Source organism: Erwinia sp. JH02 (assembly GCF_013074405.1).
In the GTDB taxonomy this organism is placed as follows: domain Bacteria; phylum Pseudomonadota; class Gammaproteobacteria; order Enterobacterales; family Enterobacteriaceae; genus Erwinia; species Erwinia rhapontici.
In genome coordinates, this window is record NZ_JABANZ010000003.1 from 78,729 (window position 1) to 100,709 (window position 21,981).

Annotated in this window: 14 protein-coding genes; all 14 read left to right on the top strand. The window is 54.1% G+C overall.

Annotated features, from left to right (window positions below; translation table 11 throughout):
• The 14 genes from HHI26_RS09405 (at position 1) to HHI26_RS09470 (ending at position 21,914) form a co-directional block, all read left to right on the top strand.
• Positions 1-5,955, top strand: coding sequence for an alpha-2-macroglobulin (locus HHI26_RS09405; RefSeq protein WP_171148972.1), 5,955 nt, complete (start codon positions 1-3; stop codon positions 5,953-5,955).
• A gap of 24 nt (positions 5,956-5,979) precedes the next feature.
• A complete protein-coding gene (gene pbpC, locus HHI26_RS09410; protein ID WP_171148973.1) occupies positions 5,980-8,295 on the top strand; it encodes a penicillin-binding protein 1C in 2,316 nt (771 codons plus the stop codon).
• 219 nt (positions 8,296-8,514) lie between these two features.
• Positions 8,515-8,946: a nucleoside-diphosphate kinase gene (ndk, locus tag HHI26_RS09415; RefSeq protein ID WP_062744669.1), complete on the top strand. Its 432-nt coding sequence runs from the start codon at positions 8,515-8,517 to the stop codon at positions 8,944-8,946.
• A gap of 169 nt (positions 8,947-9,115) precedes the next feature.
• Positions 9,116-10,285, top strand: a complete 1,170-nt coding sequence (locus HHI26_RS09420) for a bifunctional tRNA (adenosine(37)-C2)-methyltransferase TrmG/ribosomal RNA large subunit methyltransferase RlmN (RefSeq protein WP_133845864.1) — start codon at positions 9,116-9,118, stop codon at positions 10,283-10,285.
• An 87-nt stretch (positions 10,286-10,372) separates the two neighbouring features.
• A complete protein-coding gene (pilW, locus tag HHI26_RS09425) occupies positions 10,373-11,104 on the top strand; it encodes a type IV pilus biogenesis/stability protein PilW (protein WP_133845865.1) in 732 nt (243 codons plus the stop codon).
• Positions 11,094-12,077: a cytoskeleton protein RodZ gene (gene rodZ, locus HHI26_RS09430; RefSeq protein ID WP_133845866.1), complete on the top strand. Its 984-nt coding sequence runs from the start codon at positions 11,094-11,096 to the stop codon at positions 12,075-12,077. The genes pilW and rodZ overlap by 11 nt, the downstream gene beginning before the upstream one ends.
• 40 nt (positions 12,078-12,117) lie before the next feature.
• Positions 12,118-13,239 carry a flavodoxin-dependent (E)-4-hydroxy-3-methylbut-2-enyl-diphosphate synthase gene (gene ispG, locus HHI26_RS09435; RefSeq protein ID WP_133845867.1) on the top strand — a complete coding sequence of 374 codons (1,122 nt, stop codon included), beginning with the start codon at positions 12,118-12,120 and terminating at the stop codon, positions 13,237-13,239.
• A 64-nt stretch (positions 13,240-13,303) separates the two neighbouring features.
• Positions 13,304-14,581 carry a histidine--tRNA ligase gene (gene hisS / locus HHI26_RS09440; protein WP_133845868.1) on the top strand — a complete coding sequence of 426 codons (1,278 nt, stop codon included), beginning with the start codon at positions 13,304-13,306 and terminating at the stop codon, positions 14,579-14,581.
• Between the two features lie 37 nt (positions 14,582-14,618).
• A complete protein-coding gene (locus tag HHI26_RS09445; RefSeq protein WP_133845869.1) occupies positions 14,619-15,239 on the top strand; it encodes a YfgM family protein in 621 nt (206 codons plus the stop codon).
• Positions 15,240-15,283: 44 nt separating this feature from the next.
• Complete coding sequence (bamB, locus tag HHI26_RS09450) at positions 15,284-16,465, top strand: outer membrane protein assembly factor BamB (protein WP_133845870.1); 1,182 nt, start codon at positions 15,284-15,286, stop codon at positions 16,463-16,465.
• A 219-nt stretch (positions 16,466-16,684) separates the two neighbouring features.
• Positions 16,685-18,184: a ribosome biogenesis GTPase Der gene (gene der / locus HHI26_RS09455; RefSeq protein ID WP_133845871.1), complete on the top strand. Its 1,500-nt coding sequence runs from the start codon at positions 16,685-16,687 to the stop codon at positions 18,182-18,184.
• Between the two features lie 65 nt (positions 18,185-18,249).
• Positions 18,250-18,468 carry a zinc ribbon domain-containing protein gene (locus tag HHI26_RS09460; RefSeq protein ID WP_133845872.1) on the top strand — a complete coding sequence of 73 codons (219 nt, stop codon included), beginning with the start codon at positions 18,250-18,252 and terminating at the stop codon, positions 18,466-18,468.
• A gap of 261 nt (positions 18,469-18,729) precedes the next feature.
• Complete coding sequence (locus HHI26_RS09465; RefSeq protein WP_171148974.1) at positions 18,730-21,156, top strand: glucose/quinate/shikimate family membrane-bound PQQ-dependent dehydrogenase; 2,427 nt, start codon at positions 18,730-18,732, stop codon at positions 21,154-21,156.
• 224 nt (positions 21,157-21,380) lie between these two features.
• Positions 21,381-21,914 (top strand): hypothetical protein, encoded by a 534-nt coding sequence (locus tag HHI26_RS09470; protein ID WP_171148975.1) that lies wholly within the window; start codon positions 21,381-21,383, stop codon positions 21,912-21,914.
• The last annotated feature ends 67 nt before the right edge of the window (positions 21,915-21,981 follow it).

Consider the following 21,981-nt stretch of genomic DNA (forward strand, 5'->3'; position numbering starts at 1 on the left):
ATGGATGTGCTCAAATTTCTCCTGCGCTTACCGTTCACCGTGCTGAAAGCACTGTGCTGGCTGCTCTCGCGCCTTTTTCGCGTGCTGGGACTGTTGCTGCGCCCGCTGCTGGGTGAGATCAACTGGCGCGGCCCAGGCTGGGTTTCACCCCTTAAAGCAGGCTTCGCCCGGCTTGAGCAGGGGATTGACCGACATCCGAAGACCATTGCCCTGAGTGTGCTGCTGCTGGCGGCTGCAGGTGTTGCCAGCGTGTATGGCTGGCAGTGGTGGCAGAACCGACCTAAACCGATTGACGTTGCCCCGCTGGCCATCCAGAACAGCAGGGTAGAGGTCGTCAACCCGGAAGGGATTGACTACACCGCCGCAAAACCTGCCGTGCAGGTGCTCACCCTGAGGTTCAATCAGTCGGTTGCCCCGGTCACGCTGGTCGGAAAAAAGGTCAGCGCAGGGATTAGCCTGAAGCCCGCCTTAGCCGGGGAATGGCAGTGGCAGAATGCCTGGACGCTGATTTTCACCCCGCAGCAGCCGCTGCCAATGGGGGCGAGCTATGAGGCGACTCTTGAGCCTGACACTTTGCTGGCCCCGCAAATCCGTATTGAACAGACGCGCCACCGCTTCATTGTGCCTGCTTTTGACTATCAAATTGGCAGCAGCGAGTACTATCAGGACCCGCAGGACAGCAGCCAGCACAGCGCTATTTTCAATATCAAATTCAACGCGCCGGCCGATGTGCAGAGCGTGGAAAAACAGTTGTCGCTCGGCCTGAGCGCCGCGCAGGGGCAGCCAGAACAGCCGCTTAAGTTCAGCGTAACCTGGGATGAAAAGAAACTGAATGCCTGGGTGCGTTCCACTGCGCTACAGCCAATGGATCACGGCGGAGCTGTGCATTTGCAGGTGAGCAGCGGGGTGAAATCCTCACGTCCTGGCAATCCGGTGACGCGTAAAAGTGATGGATGGGTGACGGTCCCGAATCTTTACAGCCTTAGCCTGAGTGATGTCAGTGCGGAAGTGGTCGATAAACCCGGCAGCCAGGGCGAACGCGCACTGATTGTTGGCTTTAGCGATGCCGTACGTGACAACGATGTTCGCAAAGGGGTGAAAGCCTGGCTGTTGCCACAGAAGGACCCACGTCGTCCGGCCAGTGAGCAAACAGAAGAAGAATTCATTCCCTGGGATGTGAGCAATATCGATCAGAGCGTGATTAACCGCTCTCCGGTCGTGTCGCTCAGCCTGAACGAAGCAGAAGAAACCTGGCAACCGCAGTTCAGCTTCAAATTTGATGCCCCGGCAAAACGTTATTTGCTGGTGTCGGTGGATGCTGCGATGACGTCCAATGGTGGCTACAAAATGCCGGAAAAACAGTGGCGCGTGGTTCAGGTGCCAGACTATCCGAAGCTGCTGCAGTTTGCCGCTCAGGGGGCGCTACTGTCAGTTAACGGCGATAAACGCATTAGCGTGGCCGCACGTAACGTGCCGGGGCTGCGCGTGGACATCAAACGTGTTATTCCCAGCCAGTTGCAGCATATCGTCTCATTTAAAAGCCGCCAGTTCGCTTCGGCTGATTTCAATCGCCTGAACGACGAATACTTCACCGAGCGCTTTCGTTATCAGACGCCGGTGAATAATGATAAACCCGGTGAGGTCAGCTATCAGGGCATCGACCTGTCGCGCTATCTCTCAACCCGTCCCGATTCCCATCGCGGCATCTTCCTGCTGACCCTGTCTGAATGGTCTCCACAGCAGAAAGAGGCCCAGCCTCAGGAAGAGGAGTATCAGGAAGAGGAATCGCAGCAGGCGATCACCGGGGATTCACGCTTTGTGGTGGTGACCGATCTGGGCATCATTGCCAAACGTTCGCAGGATAAAACGCGTGACCTGTTTGTGCAGTCGATCAGCGGCGGTCAGCCAGTGGCGGGTGCGCAGGTCTCGGTCGTGGCGAAGAACGGTGAAAAACTGCTGACCCGTCAGACGGGCAGCGATGGTCACGTCAGTTTCCCGTCGTTGGAGGTGTATACCAACGAACGTGAACCGGTGATGTTCCTGGTGGAAAAAGAGGGGGATGTCTCCTTCCTGCCGACCGGCCGTGACAACGATCGTGGCCTCGATTTCTCCCGTTTTGATGTGTATGGCGAAACCACACCGGACGATACCCGCACTCTCGGAAGCTATCTGTTCTCTGATCGTGGTGTCTATCGCCCGGGCGATACCTTCCATATTGGTCTGATCACCCGCGCCGCCGACTGGTCCGTGCCGGTAGGCGGCATACCGGTTCGCGCTGAAATTCGCGACCCGCGCGATAAACTGATGCGTACCGTTCCGTTGACCCTCAGCGCCAGCGGATTTAACGAACTGAGTTTTACCACGGAAGAAAGCTCTCCTACGGGCGAATGGAATATCTATCTCTATCTGCCGGGTAAAGACGACGACTCAACACGCCTGCTCGGCAGCACGGCGGTTAACGTCAAAGAGTTCGAACCGGATCAGCTCAAGGTCAAGCTGACCCTGACCCCCGACCATCAGCAAGGCTGGGTCAAGCCGGATGCACTGAAAGCCAATATTGATGTCCAGAACCTGTTCGGCACCCCGGCACAGGGGCGCCGTGTGGCGTCCAAAATGACGCTGCGTCCCGTCTACCCGGCGTTCGATCGCTATGCAGATTACGCCTTCTATGAAGCGCGTTCGGCCAGTGACGGTTATGAAACTGAACTGGAAGACAGCACCACGGATGATAACGGTGCGGCAGCGATTAAACTGGATCTGAGCGGTTTCGGTGAGTCGACCTATCAGCTGCAATTACTGTCGGAAGCCTTTGTCGCTGGCGGCGGTCGTTCAGTGGCAGCTACCGCCCGTACGCTGGTCTCTCCGTATGATTATCTGATTGGTGTGAAAGCCGATGGAGAGTTGGGTTACATTCATCAAAATGCCCAGCGCAACGTGAATCTGATCGCGATTAATCCGTCGCTGGATACCATTGCGCTTAACGGCCTGACGCTGCGCCTGTTAGAGCAAAAATATCTGTCGGTGCTGACGCGTCAGGAGTCCGGTGTCTATAAATATCAATCCAGGCTGAAAGAGATCCCGGTTTCCGATGCTGCATTTGACTTGCCTGCCAGCGGTCACTCGATGGCACTGGCGACCAATAAGCCCGGTGATTTCGTGCTGGTGGTAGAAAATGCCAAAGGTGAGGTGCTGAACCGCATCGCTTATAGCGTGGCGGGTGAAGCCAACCTGACCCGTTCGCTCGATCGTAATGCCGAACTGAAACTAAAGCTAAACAGCGACAAGTATCAGCCGGGCAGTGAAATTGAAGTGGCGATCAACGCACCCTATACCGGCAGCGGCCTGATCACCATTGAAAAAGATCGTGTCTACAGCTGGCAGTGGTTCCACACCACCACCACTAACTCGGTGCAGAAGATCCGCATTCCGGCAGAGCTTGAGGGCAATGCCTATATTAACGTGCAGTTCGTCCGTGATATTAACTCGGATGAGATCTTCATGAGCCCGCTCAGTTATGGTGTGATGCCGTTTAAAATCAGTAATGAAGCGCGGAAAAACACCCTGAAACTCGATGTGCCAGAGGTGATTAAGCCAGGTGAAGATCTCACCATTAACGTCACCACGGATGCCCCGCAGCAGGTGGCCGTTTTTGCCGTAGATGAAGGGATCTTGCAGGTGGCGCGTTATCGTCTGACCGATCCCCTGGATTACTTCTTCCGTAAGCGTGAACTTAACGTTGAGAGCTCGCAGATTCTTGATCTGATCCTGCCAGAGTTCAGCAAGCTGATGTCGCTGACTTCTGCCCCAGGCGGTGATGGCGGTGAAGGCCTCGATCTACACCTCAACCCGTTCAAACGTAAACGGGACAAGCCGGTGGCGTACTGGTCGGGGATCACCGAAGTGAACGGCCACGCACAGTTTACTTATCCGGTGCCGGACTATTTCAACGGTAAAATTCGGGTGATGGCGATTTCGGTCACGCCAGAAAAAATAGGTAAAGCGCAAACCGGCACCACCGTGCGTGACAACTTTATTCTGACGCCGAACGTCCCCTCAATGGTCGCTCCGGGGGATGAATTTGACGTCAGCGTGGGCGTGAGTAATAACCTGGAAGGCCTGGGTGATGGCAAACTGCCGGTGGCAATCAAGGTGACGCCTCCGCCGCAGCTGGAAGTGGTCGGGCAGCCGGAACAGTCGCTTGAACTGGCGGCTAAGCATGAGGGTGTGGTCAACTTCCGTCTGCGTGCTAAATCTGAATTGGGTGATGCGCCACTGGTCTTTAGTGCGCAATACAGTGATAAAACCAGCCGCCGGACGATCAGTACCTCGGTACGCCCGGCAATGCCGTTCCGAATCCAGACGGTGATGGGACGCATGAGCGGGAATCAGCAGCAGGTGGATAATTTACGCCAGATGTTCGGTGCTTATGCACAGCGTCAGGCTGCGGTCTCGAACTCACCGCTGGTGTTAACCAGCGGGCTGGCAAGTTATCTGGCGGACTACCCGTACTACTGCTCTGAACAGATTGTCAGCCAGTCGATCCCGCTGTTGCTGCAGAGTGAACACCCGGAACTGCGTGGCAATCTGAATGCGGATAAAGTGCGTCAGCAGCTGAAAGGCATTCTCGACGTGTTGCGTTCACGCCAGAACGCTGACGGTGCTGTCGGGCTGTGGATGGCGTCACCACAGGCCGATCCGTTTATCACACCGTATGTGGTGCAGTACCTGCTGGAGGCGAAAGCCGCCGGTTATCCGCTGCCTGCCGGTATGCTGGACGATGCCAATGTTGCACTGCGCGCACTGGCGGCCAACGGTTATGAAGACCTCTACCACCTTCGACTGCGCGCCTGGGCCGTTTATCTGCTTACGCGGCAGGGCGAAATCACCACGAATGCGCTGGCCTCAGTGCAGGAGACACTGAAAAAACGCTACCCGGACAGCTGGCAAACCGATCTCAGTGCGCTGTATCTCGCTTCCTCATGGCGCTTACTCAAGGCCGATGATGAAGCTGAACGGTTGCTGGCGCCGGGTTGGAAGGCGCTGGACAAGGCCTATAATAAAAGCTGGTGGACGCAAAACTACTACGATCCGCTGGTGCAGGATGCGACCCGGTTGTACCTGATTACCCGTCACTTCCCGGAAAAAGTATCGGCTATCCCGCCACAACTGCTGGAAAATATGGTGCAGGCACTGAGGGAAGAGCGTTACACGACCTTCTCCGCGGCGATGAGCATTCTGGCGCTGGAAAGTTACTCAGAACAGGTGGCACAACAAAACGATCCGCAGGCGCTGACGATTAACCAACTGGGGCGTGACAATAAAGTTCCTCAGCTGATTTCTGCGCTAAAGGGGCGGTTTGCACAGGGTAACTTCAGTGGGGATGCGGCTTCTGTTCAGTTCCGCAATGCAGGAAACGCACCCGCCTGGTATGTGGTCACACAGGCCGGTTATGACCTCGCTGCACCAGAGAAAGCGATCAGCCGTGGGCTGGAAATCAGCCGCGATTACACCGATGCCGCAGGTAAAACGGTCGACAAGGTCTCACTCGGTCAGACCATTAACGTGCATCTGAAAATCCGTGCGAATTCAAAAGCAGCGCTGAGTAATCTGGCGATAGTTGACCTGTTGCCGGGTGGATTTGAAGTGGTCCAGCAAACGCCTCCACCGCCAGAGACAGATGATGAGGAACAGCAGGATGCGCCATCCGCAAGCTGGCAGTCGCCGCTGGCGGCAAGCGGATCAACCTGGGCACCGGACTTCAGCGATATTCGTGAAGATCGTGTGATCATCTATGGCAGTGCCACCACGGAACTGCAGGAGTTTGTTTACCAAATCAAAGCCACCAACACCGGAAGTTTTGTCATTCCTCCGGCGTACGGTGAAGCGATGTATGACCGTGAAATTCAGGCGATGTCAGCCAGCGCAGGCAAGATTGATGTGGTACCGGCTGAATAGCCGGGCTTCGGGTAGCATGAACACATGAAACGTCTGTTGCAAAATCTGGCAATGGCGCTGGGATTACTGGCGCTGCTGGTGGCAGGCTTTCGTTTGTGGCCACATCCGCCGTTATCACAAGGTGTCCCGCTGTCCACGGCATGGTATGACCGTCATGGCACATTGCTAAGGCTGTCGCTGGCCAGCGACGATCGATATCGTCAGTGGACGCCTCTGGAGGCGATTTCGCCGTTGGCGGTGGACGGACTGTTGCTGCATGAAGATCGCTGGTTCTGGTACAACCCCGGCGTAAACCCGCTAAGCCTGGCGCGGGGCTTCTGGCACAGCTATGTGCTGGGCGGCAATAAGCAGGGCGGATCGACCATCACCATGCAACTGGCGCGCATGGTGTGGCAACTGAATACCCGATCGCCAAAAGGCAAGATAGTTCAGGTGTTGCGCGCCCTTCAGCTTGAACTCAGTTACTCCAAACACGATATCCTGGAAGCCTATCTGAATTACGCTCCGTATGGGCGTAACATCGAAAGTATTGGTGCAGCCAGCCTGATCTACTTTGCCAAACCCCCTGCACAGTTGACGCTGGCAGAGGCGTTGACGCTGGCGGTACTGCCTCAGTCACCCAGTTTGCGTATTAATCCTCGCAGTGATGAAGTCAGCCCGCCGCTGATGCAGGCGCGCAACCGCTTGTTCCTGCGCTGGCAGCAGCATTATCCCACCGACCACAGCCAGCAAGCGCTGTTTCAGCTGCCGTTAGCCCTGCGTCAGCCGCAGGATTTGCCTTTTATCGCACCGCACTTCATTGAACAGTTGCAGATCGGAGAACGTCAGCCCCGGGTGGACACCACGCTGGATGCCAGTCTGCAACGGCTGGTTGAAAGACAGGTCAACGCGTTTATTCGTCGTAATCAGAGCCGGGGGATTCATAATACCGCCGTGCTGCTGGTGGACAGCCGCGATATGGGAGTACGTGCTATGGTCGGCTCGGCCGACTATTACAACCGCCAGATTCAGGGGCAGGTGAATGGCACAAACGCTAAACGTTCCCCGGGTTCCGCGTTGAAGCCCTTTATTTATGCACTGGGGATGGAGCAGGGCGTGCTGCATCCGATGACCGTTCTGAAAGATGTGCCTTACTCCTTCGGCAGCTATGCGCCCGAGAACTTTGACCGCCGCTTCCTCGGGCCGGTGACTGCGACCGACGCCCTCAATTTCAGCCGAAATATTCCGGCGGTGACCATTGCTTCACGGCTGCGCCAGCCGGGTTTCTATCAGTTTTTACAGTTGGCGGGTATCAGTAATCTTGCCAGCGAAAAACATTATGGACTGTCGCTGGTGCTGGGGGGGGGAGAGGTGACTGCCCAGGAACTGGCGAAACTCTATGCGATGCTGGCTAACCGGGGCGAAGTTCGCGCGCTGCGGCTGCGTCAGCAGGACCCTCAGTCGCCGGCATTTCGCCTGCTGAGTGAAGAGGCCAGTTTTATGACGCTGGATATTCTGCGTCAGCACCGCCGCCCTGGCGATACATTAGCGCAGCGCCCGTCATCGCTTCCTGTTTACTGGAAAACCGGCACCTCCTGGGGCTTTCGCGACGCATGGAGCGTCGGTATTTTTGGTCCTTATGTGCTGGTGGTGTGGCAGGGGAACTTTAACGGGCAGGGCAATAACGCGTTTGTCGGCGTTGAGGCTGCCGCACCGTTGTTTTTCAATATTATCGACAGTGTGATTGCCAGCTATCCGGGACTGAGTGAGCCTAAGCATCGCTTCCCGGTGCATCTGAAACGTGTGGAAATCTGCCTGCCGAGTGGCGATCTGCCCACGCAGTGGTGCCAGCAGCGCGGCAAAAGCTGGTTTATTCCGGGTAAATCCCCGATTAAAGTGGATACGGTTTACCGCCCCTTACGTATTGATAATCAGAGTGGGCAACCCGTCTGTGCCCCCTGGGATACAGAGACCAGCCATATTGAAGTGTTTGAGTTCTGGCCCTCCGATCTTGCCAACGTCTTTATGCAAGCCGGGTTGCCCAAGCGCCAGCCGCCAGCGGTTACCTGCCAGCAGGGCGCAGTGGGAGGAGATGCACCACGCATAACGTCGCCGTTGAAGAACACCACTTACCAGCTGCGTCAGTCGCAGAAAGGGCGGGACAATATCAGTTTCAGCGCGGTGACCGATGCGGACAGTGCCACTGTTTACTGGTTTGTTGATGATGTTTATCTTGGTAGCAGTGCCAGTAAAACGCCCCTCGACTGGCGGCCCTCCCGCCCGGGAAAATATCGTATTCGTGCGGTAGACGACCGTGGCCGTGCCGACAGTCGTCTGATTAATGTGGCGTTGATCAACTAATTTCAGACGGATCCCCAGGCGCTTTTCTGGTCATCAATCCACGGGCTGCGTAAAATAGCCGCAGGTGGGGAAAAAATGTCGCGATGAGGATCGGGTTTTTCATTAAATTATTGAATCTCCGATAGGCATCTCTCGCGATGCCCCCTATAATCTGCGGCCATTTTCCCGGCCGGGAACCGTTTTCGCGGCTAAACTCGAAAGATAATACAGGGGTCAACAATGACTATTGAGCGTACATTTTCCATCGTAAAACCAAACGCTGTGGCAAAGAATGTTATCGGTGCCATCTTCAACCGTTTTGAAAGCGCTGGCTTCAAAATCGTTGGCAGCAAAATGCTGCACCTGAGCAAAGAGCAGGCTGAAGGTTTCTACGCTGAACACCAGGGTAAACCTTTCTTTGATGGCCTGGTTGAATTCATGACCTCTGGTCCGGTTGTTGTTTCCGTACTGGAAGGCGAAAATGCCGTACAGCGTCACCGTGACCTGATGGGTGCAACTAACCCGGCGAACGCGCTGGCGGGTACGCTGCGTGCTGACTACGCAGACAGCTTCACAGAGAACGCGACTCACGGTTCTGATTCTGCTGAATCTGCTGCCCGTGAAATCGCTTACTTCTTCGGCGAAGGCGAAATCTGCCCGCGTACCCGTTAATTCGGTTGCCTGACGGAAAAGGGTTTACAAAAAAAGTGTGTTTGCTGCTTTAACCCTTACGAAGTCATGAGTACAATAATGCGCCCCTGACGTTGTGTTCAGGGGCGCTTCTATTTTATTCACTTCAAACCCAGAGCCATAACGTGTAACAACGAGGCCAGAGAATATTATGTCAGAACTTATTGTGACGCCGTCGTCCGAATCTCCTGCAATTGCCATCCCTAAAAAAGACAAAATCAACCTGCTCGATCTCAATCGTCAGCAGATGCGTGAGTTTTTTGCCAGCATGGGTGAAAAACCGTTTCGTGCCGATCAGGTGATGAAATGGATCTATCACTACTGCTGTGATGATTTCGATGAGATGACCGACATCAACAAGGTTTTCCGTAACAGGCTGAAAGAGGTCGCTGAAATACGCGCACCAGAAGTCGCGGAAGAACAACGCTCAGCCGATGGCACCATTAAATGGGCCATTCAGGTGGGTGGGCAGCAGGTAGAAACCGTCTACATTCCAGAAAAAGATCGCGCCACGCTGTGTGTCTCTTCCCAGGTGGGCTGTGCGCTGGAATGCAAATTCTGTTCAACGGCGCAGCAGGGCTTTAACCGTAACCTGCGTGTATCCGAAATTATTGGTCAGGTATGGCGTGCAGCTAAAATCATCGGTGCCGCCAAAGTCACTGGCCAGCGCCCTATCACCAACGTGGTGATGATGGGGATGGGTGAGCCATTGCTCAACCTGACCAATGTGGTTCCGGCAATGGAAATTATGCTGGATGATTTTGGCTTTGGCCTGTCAAAACGCCGCGTGACGCTATCCACGTCGGGTGTAGTTCCTGCGCTGGATAAGCTGGGCGATATGATCGATGTGGCGCTGGCGATCTCGCTGCATGCGCCTAATGACACAATTCGTGACGAAATTGTACCGATCAACAAAAAGTACAATATTGCGACGTTCCTGGCATCCGTCAGCCGTTATATCGGCAAGTCTAATGCTAATCAAGGGCGTGTGACCATCGAGTACGTGATGCTCGATCACATCAATGACAGCACTGATAATGCGCATGAATTGGCCGCGTTGTTAAAAGATACGCCGTGCAAAATTAACCTGATCCCGTGGAACCCCTTCCCGGCAGCACCTTATGGTCGCAGTTCGAACAGTCGCATCGATCGCTTCTCTAAAGTGTTGATGGATTACGGTTTTACTACTATTGTGCGTAAAACCCGTGGTGATGATATTGATGCTGCGTGTGGTCAGTTGGCAGGTGATGTTATTGACCGTACTAAGCGCACGTTGAAAAAGAAATTGGCTGGAGAAGCCATCTCTGTGAAGGCGATCTGAAACCCGGTGTTTTCCTGCCTAATTCCGTATTGAACCTGGCAATATTGGCGTACGATAAGTGGCTGATAAAAACAGGGAGAGACAGGGATGCGGGCAGGGATAATCGCCTTTGTGCTGATAATGTTGCTGGCGGGATGTCAGACTTCGCCACAGCCAGATGCACTGGTTGAAACACGGATTCAGTTGGGAATGGCCTGGTTGGCGCGCGGTAACAATGATGCTGCACGCAGGAATTTGCAGCGTGCAATCGCCATTGCACCAGGCGATTACCGTACCCAACTGGCGATGGCTCGCTACCAGCAGCAGACAGGCAACAACAGCATGGCGCAGCAACATTATCGTCACGCCCTGAAATTAGCAGCGCAAAACAGCTATGTGCTTAATAATTACGGTGCGTTTCTCTGCGGATTAGGGCAGTATGATGCGGCACAACGGCTGTTCAGCAGGGCAATGGATGATTCAGCAAATGGGCTTCGTGCCGACAGTGTTGAAAATTCCGGCTATTGTTTTTTGAATGCCGGCCAGCATGAAAAAGCGCGAGAAGCGCTGAAGGATGCGGTGAAAATCGATCCGACCAAAGGAATGCTAATGCTGGCAGAAGCCGAAAGGCGATTTGGAAAGGGGAGTCGTGCAGATTCACGGCTCCTGTTAGATGTTTATCAACACAACTTTCCTGTTTCGGCAGAAAGCCTGTGGTTAGAGATTCGCTTCGCCGCGCAGGTCAATCAGCCCGATGAAGTTCATTATTATGGGGCTCAACTTGCGCGAATTTTTCCACAATCGATACAGTACCAGCATTTCTTAGCTAATGAATACTGAAGCCACTCAAGACAAACCTAACGTAAATTCAACAGGCGAGCGCCTGCGTGGTGCCCGTGAACTCATGGGCCTGACTCAGCAGAATGTTGCTGAACGCCTCTGCCTGAAACTTTCCACTGTTCGTGATATTGAAGAGGACAAGTCGCCTGCCGACCTGGCATCGACCTTTTTGCGTGGCTATATCCGTTCTTACGCGCGTTTGGTTCGCGTGCCGGAAGAAGAGCTGCTACCGATGATGGCCAAGCAGGCCCCGGTCAGAGCCGCGAAAGTTGAACCGATGCAAAGTTTTTCCCTCGGTAAACGCCGCAAAAAACGCGACGGCTGGTTGATGATTTTCACCTGGCTGGTGTTGTTTGTGGTGGTGGGATTGACGGGAGCCTGGTGGTGGCAGAATCACAAAGCCGCTCAGGATGATCTGGTTTCAATGGCCGATCAAAACGCGTCGTCCGAAGGGGATAACAGTCAGTCGATCCCTTTGACCGACAGTAATGCCAACAGCGCCACTGATAGCAGTGGGCAAACGGCCATTCCACTGGATACCACACCAGCAGCAGATTCTGCGAACACGGGCAGCACTCCAGCTGCCACGGCGCAGGTACCTGCGGCAAATACTCAGGCTGATAATTCTCAGCCTGCTGTGGTTTCACCAAGTCAGGCACCGGCTGAGGCCGGTGTCAGTGGGCAACTGCCTACCAGCAGCGCCGGCGTCAGCCAGCCTGCTGTTGACCCAAACGCCGTAGTGATGACTTTTTCCAGCGATTGCTGGCTGGAAGTAACCGATGCAGCAGGCAAGAAACTGTTCAGCGGTATTCAGCGTAGTGGTGGTAAACTCAGCCTTGCCGGCACCGCCCCCTATCGTTTGAAGATTGGTGCGCCGGCCGCAGTACAGATCGAATATCAGGGTAAACCTGTCGATCTGAGTCGTTTCATCCGTACTAACCAGGTTGCTCGCCTGACTATCGGTGCGCAATAACGCATCTTCCTCTGGTCGCGAGTGATTGTGGAGAAAGAATATGCATAACGAAGCACCCATTACCCGTCGCAAATCAAAGCGCATTTACGTCGGCAAGGTGCCCGTGGGTGACGGTGCACCTATTGCCGTCCAGTCCATGACCAATACCCGCACTACCGACGTTGCCGCTACGGTCGCTCAGATCAAAGCTCTGGAGCGCGTTGGTGTCGATATCGTGCGTGTGTCCGTACCAACGATGGATGCCGCAGAAGCTTTCCGTCTTATCAAACAGCAGGTAAATGTCCCGCTGGTCGCTGATATCCATTTTGACTACCGTATTGCCCTTAAAGTTGCCGAATATGGCGTGGACTGTCTGCGCATCAACCCCGGCAACATTGGTAATGAAGAGCGTATTCGCTCTGTGGTGGATTGCGCGCGTCATTACAATATTCCCATCCGCATTGGTGTTAACGGCGGATCGCTGGAAAAAGATTTGCAGGAAAAGTACGGTGAGCCCACTCCGCAGGCGCTGCTGGAATCCGCGATGCGTCATGTGGACATCCTCGATCGCCTCAACTTTGATATGTTCAAAGTCAGTGTGAAAGCCTCCGACGTGTTCCTGGCCGTTGAGTCCTATCGACTTCTGGCGAAGCAGATCGACCAGCCGCTGCATTTGGGCATCACCGAAGCGGGTGGTGCACGTGCGGGTGCCGTCAAATCGGCCATTGGCCTGGGGTTGCTACTGTCGGAAGGCATCGGCGATACGTTGCGTATCTCGCTGGCGGCCGACCCGATTGAAGAAGTAAAAGTCGGCTTCGATATCCTTAAGTCGCTGCGTATTCGCGCGCGCGGTATCAACTTTATCGCCTGCCCAACCTGTTCACGTCAGGAATTTGACGTGATCGGCACGGTGAATGCGTTAGAAGAGCGGCTGGAAGATATCATCACACCGATGGATATTTCGATTATCGGCTGTGTGGTGAACGGCCCGGGTGAAGCCACCGTTTCCACGATGGGCGTCACTGGCGGCAGCAAGAAAAGCGGTTTCTACGAAGATGGCGTGCGTCTGCGCGAGCGTCTGGATAACGACAATATGATCGATCAGTTGGAAGCCCGCATTCGTGCGAAAGCCACCATACTGGACGCATCGCGCCGGATTGATGTCCAGCAGGTCGAAAAATAAACTGCAAGGGGCGGCCTTTTATTTCGGTCGCCCCTTGCTGAATCAAATTGATGAGAGAAAACTAGTGGCGAAGAATATCCAGGCCATTCGCGGCATGAACGACTATTTACCTGCTGATACCGTGGTATGGCAGCGTATCGAACAGATCCTCAAGCAGGTGCTGGGCAGCTATGGATTCAGCGAAATTCGCCTGCCGATTGTAGAGCAGACCCCGTTATTCAAACGCGCTATCGGTGAAGTGACCGATGTGGTTGAAAAAGAGATGTACACCTTTGATGACCGCAACGGTGAAAGCCTGACGCTGCGTCCTGAAGGTACCGCGGGTTGTGTACGCGCGGGCATTGAACACGGTCTGCTGTACAATCAGGAACAGCGTCTGTGGTATATCGGCCCGATGTTCCGCTATGAGCGTCCACAAAAAGGGCGTTATCGTCAGTTCCATCAGATTGGTGCTGAAGTGTTTGGTCTGCAAGGCCCGGACATCGATGCGGAACTGATCATGATGACGGCCCGCTGGTGGAAAGCACTGGGTATCTCTGAGCATGTCAGCCTGGAGCTGAACTCCATCGGTTCACTGGAAGCCCGTGCCAATTACCGTGATGCGCTGGTGGCCTTCCTCGAACAGCATATTGACGTGCTGGATGAAGACTGCAAACGCCGCATGTATACTAACCCGCTGCGCGTGCTGGATAGCAAAAACCCGGATGTTCAGGCACTGCTGAATGATGCACCAACGCTCGGTGATTATTTGGATGACGAGTCCCGCGAGCATTTCGCCGGGCTGTGCAGCCTGCTCGATGCAGCCGGTATTGCTTATACCGTCAACCAGCGTCTGGTGCGTGGCCTCGACTATTACAACCGGACCGTGTTTGAATGGGTGACCAGCAGCCTCGGTTCACAGGGCACCGTCTGTGCCGGTGGACGTTATGATGGCCTGGTTGAACAGTTGGGTGGACGTGCAACCCCGGCGGTCGGTTTTGCGATGGGCCTGGAACGTCTGGTCCTGCTGGTGCAGGCGGTTAATCCAGAATTTGAACCGACGCGTATTGTTGATGTCTATGTTATCGCTTCGGGTCAGGGCGTACAGAGCGCGGCGATGCTGCTGGCAGAACAGCTGCGTGACGCGCTGCCGGAACTGAAGCTAATGACTAACTTTGGTGGCGGTAACTTCAAGAAGCAGTTTGCCCGTGCAGACAAGTGGGGCGCCCGCATTGCACTGGTACTCGGTGAAGATGAAGTGGCCAATGGCCAACTGGTGATTAAAGATTTGCGTAACGGCGAGCAACAAACGCTGGCACAAAGTGCTGCGGCAGCTACGCTGGCATCGATGTTACAGCGTTAAGCCTCTGCGGCGGCACGATTTAAAGGAGTAGGATTGCGTGGAAGTGTATAGCAACGAGAACGAACAGGTAGATGCGCTGAAGAACTTCTTTGCTCAGAATGGCAAAGCGTTAGTGGTTGGCGTTGTTCTGGGCGTCGGCGCATTACTGGGCTGGCGTTACTGGAGTAATCATCAGGACAGCGGATCGCGTGAAGTGTCCGCGTCTTATCAGCAGGTGACGTCGGCGCTGGACGCCACGAAACCCGCTTCGCTTGACGCAGTAGCTAAATTTGCCAGCGAAAACAGCAATACCTACGGTGCACTGGCTTCTCTGGATTTGGCAAAACGCTATATTGACAACAATCAGTTGGATAAAGCGGTAGACCAGTTGCAGAGCGGCCTCAAGAGCACCAAAGATGCTAACTTGCAGTCGGTTCTGAACCTGCGCCTTGCACGCATCCAGTTACAGCAGAAGCAGCCTGACGCCGTGTTGAAAACACTGGAAAGCGTTAAAGGTGACGGCTGGGCAGCTATCGTGGCTGATGTACGCGGTGAAGCGTTACTCAGCAAAGGCGATGTCAAAGGCGCACGCGATGCGTGGAGCAAAGGAATCGCTTCTGATGCGTCTTCGACGCTGAAAGAGATGCTGCAAATGAAAGTGAATAATCTGCCGGGCTAAATAGCTCCTTGTACATTTGGCCTTACAGGCACAAGAGGGATTTCATGGAATTGCGTAAGTTACTTCTGCCGGGACTGATGTCAGTCACCTTGCTCAGCGGATGTTCATGGTTCAGCGGTGAAGAAGATGTTGTCAAAATGTCACCGTTGCCGACAGTGCAGAATCAGTTCGAACCAGAAAAAGTCTGGAGCACCTCAGTGGGCAATGGCGTAGGTGATTTCTACTCCAACCTGCACCCGGCCTGGTCTGAGAATACCGTCTATGCCGCTGACCGCCACGGTGTGGTCAAAGCGCTGAACTCAGGCGATGGCAAAGAACAGTGGAAAGTCGACCTGGCAGAAAAAACCGGTTGGTTATCCAGCAATATTCCCGCGCTGCTCTCCGGTGGCCTGACCGTTGATGCGGGTCATGTCTATGTCGGTAGTGAGCGTGGTCAGGTTTATGCGCTGAACACCAGCGATGGCTCTATCGCCTGGCAGACTAAAGCGGCCGGTGAAGTGTTGTCCCGTCCGGTTGTCAGCGATGGCCTGGTGCTGGTTCATACCAGCAACGGCATGCTGCAAGGTCTGGATCAGACCAGCGGTAACATCAAGTGGACCGTTAACCTCGACGTGCCAGCCCTGAGTCTGCGCGGTGAGTCTGCACCTGCGACGGCCTTTGGTGCTGCCATTGTTGGTGGTGATAACGGCCGCGTCAGCGCGGTGATTATGAACCAGGGCCAGATTATCTGGCAGCAGCGTATCTCCCAGCCAAGTGGTGCGACGGAAATCGATCGCCTGGCCGACGTAGACACAACGCCGGTTATCGTTAACGGTGTCGTGTATGCCTTAGCCTATAACGGTAATTTGACCGCGCTGGACCTGCGTTCAGGCCAGATTCTGTGGAAACGCGAAATCGGTTCCGTTCACGACATGATCGTCGACGGTGGCCGCATCTTCCTGGTAGACCAGGATGACCGTGTGATTGCACTGAATACCGACGGTGGCGTGAGCCTGTGGCGCCAGAGCGATCTGCTGCACCGTAACCTGACATCACCCGTTCTGTATAATGGCTATCTGGTCGTCGGTGACAGCGAAGGTTATCTGCACTGGATCAATACTGACGATGGCCGTTTTGTTGCTCAACAGAAACTGGACAGCTCCGGTTTCCAGACCGAACCGGTTGTTGCCAGCGACAAGCTGCTTATTCAGTCTAAAGACGGTGAGGTTTACGCGATTACGCGTTAATTCCTCAGCAAGTCTGTGCCCCACAGAATTCAGCCTGCCGCGACTGCAGCGGGCTGAAAGTTGAAGGGTAAGCGGCTCCTGATTGTTCAGGGGCCGTTTTGTTTTATCCAAGGCGTGTTATTCTAGGCGCCATCGGCCTGAGTACAGCGGCAGTTTATCTGCCGGAACAGCGAATAATATCGCAGCCAGGCGCTTATTTTTTAGTTATGAGGCTTTACTATGGTACCTGTGGTCGCGCTTGTCGGGCGTCCCAATGTGGGAAAATCCACCCTGTTTAACCGTTTAACGCGTACACGAGATGCGCTGGTGGCGGATTTTCCAGGGCTGACTCGAGATCGCAAATATGGTCGCGCCGAAATAGAAGGGCGTGAGTTTATTTGTATCGATACCGGTGGTATCGACGGCAACGAAGAGGGCGTGGAAACACGCATGGCGGAACAGTCGCTGTTGGCGATTGAAGAAGCCGATGTTGTGCTGTTTATGGTCGATGCGCGTGCCGGGCTGATGCCTGCTGACACCGCTATTGCCAAGCACCTGCGTTCGCGCGATAAGCCAACCTTTATCGTCGCCAACAAAACCGATGGCCTGGATGCCGACTCAGCCGTGGTCGATTTCTGGTCACTCGGTCTGGGCGAGATCCATCCGATTGCTGCCTCCCACGGGCGTGGTGTGACCAGCCTGCTGGAACTGGTATTGCTGCCATGGATGGATGTTGTTGCACCAGAACGTGAGCTGACGGAAGAAGAAGAAAACGAAGCCTACTGGGCGGAGTTTGCGGCAAAAGAAGCCAAAGCCAATGGCGAAATGCCGGAAGACGAAGAAGATGATTTCAACCCGCTGGATCTGCCGATCAAGCTGGCGATTGTCGGTCGTCCGAACGTAGGTAAGTCAACGCTCACTAACCGTATTCTCGGTGAAGAGCGCGTGGTGGTTTACGACATGCCGGGTACCACGCGTGACAGTATTTATATCCCGATGGAGCGTGACGGGCGTGAATATGTCCTGATCGATACGGCCGGGGTGCGTAAACGCGGAAAAATCACTGAAACCGTTGAAAAGTTCTCGGTGATCAAAACCCTGAAAGCGATTGAAGATGCCAACGTTGTTCTGCTGGTCATTGATGCGCACGAAGGTATTTCCGATCAGGACCTCTCACTGCTGGGCTTTATCCTCAATAGTGGGCGCTCACTGGTGATTGTGGTCAACAAGTGGGATGGCCTGTCACAGGAAATCCGTGATGAAGTGAAAGAGCAACTGGACTACCGTCTGGGCTTTATCGACTTCGCCCGTATTCACTTTATCTCTGCTCTGCACGGCAGTGGCGTGGGTAACCTGTTTGAATCGGTGACCGAAGCTTACGACTGTTCAACACGTCGTGTTAACACCTCCATGTTGACGCGTATTATGAACATGGCTGCCGATGACCATCAGCCGCCGCTGGTGCGTAGCCGCCGCGTGAAGCTGAAATATGCCCACGCCGGGGGATATAACCCACCGATTGTGGTCATCCACGGAAACCAGGTGAAAGATCTGCCGGACTCCTACAAACGTTATCTGATGAACTACTTCCGTCGTTCACTGGAAATCATGGGTACGCCAATCCGTATTCAGTTCAAAGAGGGTGAGAACCCTTATGAAGGCAAACGTAACCTGCTGACGCCAAATCAGCAGCGTAAGCGCCAGCGCTTGATGAGCCATCTGAAAAAGAACAAACGTTGATCCACAAGGGGGCCTGATGGCCCCCTTTGTTTTATGCTGAAAAGCAAAGACGATGGAGAAACCCGATGGACAGACTTTGCCCGCATTGCCAGCACCCCCTCACGACCACGGACAGCGGTGTTTTCTGCCCGCACTGCCAGCATCATTTCGTTGCCTGTTGCCCTGATTGCCATCTTCCTCTGACTGTCCTGAAAGCCTGTGGCGCAGTGGACTACTTCTGTGAGCATGGGCACGGCTTGATGTCCAAAAAACACCTGCTATTACTCCCCGTTGATAATCCATAAACCCCGGAAATAATCACGATAATCATTTTGTGCGATTTCCCGTCTATAGTTATCGAAGATAGACGGGTTGTTAATTTTCTGTTTATCAGATTATGAACCTGGTGGTACAATTCTGCCGCTTGCTACCGGTGCTCAGCCACGCCAGCCGTGAGGTCAGAGCATCAGCGGTGAAAGCAGGACGGGATCGCTTCCGTGTAACATGTTAATAAAAATAAGGTATTCATAAAAAGCTGCCTTATTTTCTCCAGGAGTATTTCTGCTATGCCTCAAATAAATGCCGGGTCATCTAAATGGCTGGGCCTGTGGTGTTTCTTGCTGGGATTAATTTTACTGGCAACAGGCCTTTACTTTGTCATTGGTGGGGGAAAATTAGTTTCACTCGGTGGGAGCTGGTATTTCGTGATTGCCGGTATTGTCACCGTGCTGTCCGCCATCCAGTTCTTCCGTCGCCGGGCTTCCGCAGTGGTGATTTTTGCCCTGGTGTTTATTGGTTCCGCTATCTGGGCAGTGCTGGATGCCGGTATCGACTTTTGGCCGCTGGTTTCCCGCCTGATGTTCCTGGCAGGTATGCTGCTGCTGGCGTTGATCACCTGGCCGTCTCTGCGCAAACATGAAGGCAAACCTGCCTGCGCGAAAGGGGCTTATGGCCTTGGCGTGGTGACCGTGGTTGGCCTGCTGGCAACCCTTTATGGCATGTTCCAGCCGCATCCGACCGTCGCAAATGGTCAGGAGCTGCCGCTGGTGCCCGTTGATAAGTCAACGGAGCAGAAAAACTGGGATAACTACGGTAACACCGCAGGCGGTAGCCGCTTTGTGGCTCTGGACCAGATCACCCGCGATAACGTGAAAGATCTGAAACCTGTCTGGACCTACCACACCGGTGATATCCCGGAAAGCCCGACCGGCAGCGGCGCTGAAGATCAGCAAACGCCATTGCAGATTGGTGATCGCGTATTCCTCTGTACTCCGCATAACAACGTGATTGCTCTGGATGCTGATACCGGTAAGCAGCTCTGGAAAACCGAGATTAACGCACAGTCTCAGGTCTGGAACCGCTGCCGTGGCCTGGCTTATTTCGATGTCAGCAAACCGCTGGAACAGCCTACCGTTCCTGACTCAACGCCTGTCACACCTGTGACGCTGGCTGCGGGCGATACCTGTCAGCGCCGTATTCTGATGAACACCATCGATGCGCGTCTGGTCGCGATCAACGCCGACAATGGTGAAATGTGCCAGAACTTCGGTGACAAAGGTTTTGTTGACCTGAAAGCCGGCCTGGGCGATGCCAGCGATCCGAAATATCAGTTAACCTCAGCGCCAACTCTGGCCGGTACGACTGTTGTCGTCGGTGGCCGTGTGGCGGATAACGTGCAGACTGATATGCCTGGCGGCGTACTGCGCGGCTTTGATGTGATCACCGGTGAAATGCGTTGGGCCTTTGACCCGGGCAACCAGGATCCAAATGCGAAACTGGAAGAGGGTAAAACCTTCGTTCGCAGCACGCCGAACTCCTGGGCACCGATGTCCTATGACGCGGGCATGAACACCGTGTTCCTGCCGATGGGAAGCTCTTCTGTAGACCTGTGGGGGGCGAACCGTAACGCGCTGGATCATAAATACGGTGCCTCGATTCTGGCACTGGATGCGACCACCGGTAAAGAGAAGTGGGTTTATCAGACCGTGCATAACGATCTGTGGGACTTCGATATTCCGATGCAGCCAAGCCTGATCGACTTCCCACAGAAAGATGGCAGCACGAAGCCAGCGGTGGTGTTTGGTACGAAAGCGGGCCAGATCTTTGTGCTGGACCGTCTGACGGGTCAACCTCTGACGGAAGTGAAGGAAGTGCCGGTTAAACCAGGTAACATCCCGAACGAGCAGTACACCCCAACGCAGCCGAAATCCGTAGGTATGCCGGAGATTGGTGCGGGTACGCTGAAAGAGTCTGACATGTGGGGCGCGACGCCATTTGATCAGCTGGCTTGCCGTATTGGTTTCAAAGCCATGCGTTACGATGGCCTGTACACTGTACCGGGGACTGACCTCTCTCTTAGCTTCCCGGGATCGCTGGGTGGCATGAATTGGGGCAGCCTGTCGACCGATCCGAATAACCACTACATCTTCGCCAATGACATGCGTCTGGGCCTGTGGGTGCAGATGGTGCCGGTGAAAGCCGATGCGAAAGCCAGCGATGGCGGTGAAGCGGTTAACACTGGTATGGGGGCCGTTCCGCTGAAAGGCACGCCGTATGCCGTGAACAAAAACCGCTTTATGTCGCCAATGGGTATCCCTTGCCAGAAGCCACCATTTGGTACGCTTTCGGCTATCGACCTGAAAACACAGAAAGTGGTATGGCAGGTTCCGGTTGGCACCGTGCAGGACACCGGTCCGCTAGGCGTGAAAATGCATGCACCGATGCCGGTAGGTATGCCGACACTGGGCGGTACGCTGGCAACACAGGGCGGCCTGGTGTTTATCGCAGGAACGCAGGATTACTACCTGCGTGCATTCGATACCTCAACCGGTAAAGAAGTATGGAAAGCCCGTCTGCCAGTGGGCAGCCAGGGTGGCCCGATGAGCTACAAATCACCGAAAACCGGTAAGCAGTACATCATCATCTCTGCGGGCGGTGCGCGTCAGTCCCCCGATCGTGGTGACTATGTGATCGCTTACGCACTGGACAAATAAGGCGCAGCGACTCACTCGCTAACCTGATGTCAAAAAAGCCCCTTCATCGCTGAAGGGGCTTTTTTTGTCGGTCACTTTGTGGAGTTAACACTATCCGTCCTGGATGAGAGGGTAAAATCATGCAATTATCGGGTCTTTTGAGCCAGGGCGGGAAACACTAAGCGCGCTGTTATAATTGAGTCATAACGTTTATCCCCTCTGATAATGAATAAAAGGAGAGATTAATGGAAAAGATAGAAAACCTGATAATAACACTGAAACAGTGCATTCCAGCATTGGATACCGCGCCATTACAGAGCGAAAAACCACTTAATGATGAGCAGTTTACGCTCTTAGAGTGGCTGTATAAGCACCTTAGCGCGCAAAACCTCATGGTCTATAAGGAATGGAAAGAATACACCGGTGATATTCCCGCATTAAAAACGCTGTCTGATTTATCTATGCCTGAAGCACCCGCGGACTTTATTTTTTCAGCTATCGAGAAAATAGATTGGTCAACAGCCAGTATTGATCCCTATGAGATAGCCTATTTCGTGCCGTGGCTCGAGCATATTAATTTTTATTTAAAGCCGCACGCATTAAGGTTAATCACCCTGCTGCCATTTGAAAATGCCTATATTTTCTGTGTGCGGGATGATGAAGTCTTACTGCAAAAACTGGAGGCAAGCCTGCAAGCTTTTGACATGGGCATCCATGACCGGCAGCCAATGGATCAACAACAGGTATTAGCGGACATCGAACAGCTGATTTCTGAATAACGAGCCGCACCAGACATTCGCCGGAGAAAAGAGTCAGACGGCCTCAACAACCGCCAGACTCATTTGC